The organism is Neisseria sp. HMSC065D04, assembly GCF_001815675.1.
Taxonomy (GTDB): Bacteria; Pseudomonadota; Gammaproteobacteria; order Burkholderiales; family Neisseriaceae; genus Neisseria.
This window is the reverse complement of sequence record NZ_KV821465.1, coordinates 1-1,141: the sequence shown is the minus strand read 5'-3', so window position 1 is coordinate 1,141 and position 1,141 is coordinate 1. Positions and strand designations below refer to the sequence as shown.

The 1,141-nt window shown below is 38.7% G+C and carries 3 protein-coding genes; all 3 read right to left on the bottom strand.

The annotated features are described in order from the left end of the window. Nucleotides 1-233: 233 nt before the first annotated feature. Nucleotides 234-665, bottom strand: a complete 432-nt coding sequence (locus HMPREF3050_RS00835; protein ID WP_246830197.1) for a hypothetical protein — start codon at nt 663-665, stop codon at nt 234-236. Beyond that, nucleotides 643-807 carry a hypothetical protein gene (locus HMPREF3050_RS14960; RefSeq protein ID WP_246830196.1) on the bottom strand — a complete coding sequence of 55 codons (165 nt, stop codon included), beginning with the start codon at nt 805-807 and terminating at the stop codon, nt 643-645. Before HMPREF3050_RS14960 ends, HMPREF3050_RS00835 begins: the two co-directional genes overlap by 23 nt. A gap of 26 nt (nt 808-833) precedes the next feature. Then, on the bottom strand, nt 834-1,141 hold a 308-nt coding region (locus HMPREF3050_RS00830), incomplete at its 5' end, for a PoNe immunity protein domain-containing protein (protein ID WP_141758372.1).

The following is a 1,141-nucleotide window of genomic DNA, read 5'->3' as shown; positions in this document are numbered from 1 at the left end:
CCAGCCGCCCGTAGCGTGGGTTCTACCCACGAATGAACAGAGATGATTAGATTCGGATGTTCGGGCGGAAGGTCGTGGGTGAAGCCCACGCTACGGGTCGGTTTATCCTGAATCTGTATCCACTTGACGAAGGGTCGTCTGAAAACAGAAATCCTCAATTTTTCAGACGACCTCGATAACAGACTTTCAATTCAATCTACGCTTGCTGGATAGCACCAATAAGAAGGTAATTTTTACAATTGAAATTTACGGCAACTATTTACATTATCCACGCCATAATAATTTTCCGCATCCAATTTATTATTTCTATAAAATATAGGTATTCCTCTAAAATATTTATTTAAATCAATATCTCTATCTCCATCCCCATCACTTAAGGTATGTTTTCCTTTCCAATTAACGTAGTATTTAGAAGGCGCCATAACCAAACACCCGCTTTTATGATTTAAAATCAAAATATTATTAGTTTCATGGTAATGCGAAGAATTTTCTTCCAAATCCTCTACCATGCCTCCTTCTATATGCATAAATATCGAATACTTGCCATCAGGTGAAGATTCCAGATAAACCATTTCAGATACACAATTATCTACTTTATCTTTTTGATAACAGCCATCTTGTAAGGAATATGTTTTTATTCCTTTATTTTTCATTGTATAGCGCATAAAAATATTTTTTTTTATTTCGCTTTAAAAACTCTAACTGCCCATAACCCAACAAATTTTGCACTTCATGAACAGGAAAAATATTTTGTTCTGCCATAGCGAAACTACTATAAATAAAGAATAATAAAACGATTTTCTTCATATCAATCCACCCTTGCCGTATTACTCCTACTCGTGCTTAAGCTTCTGCTCCCGCGCCCAGTCCACCATATCTTTAGGATAGTACAGATACTGCCGCAGGGAGGTCTCGTCCAAGTCTTTTAAATAGGCGACTGCGGCGGATTCAAAGCTCCAGTAGCCGATATAGCCCCCATATTTGGGATCTTGATTCAAATGTGTATCAATCAGGAGATTACCGATTTTTCGGTTGCCTTCGTACCAGCCGGAGAGGTAGGTGTTGAGGTGTTTCAGGGATTCTTCCTTGCTTTCCGCCATGATTGCTTGAGACCTTTGCAAAAAAGCCCTTCCTCCGACAA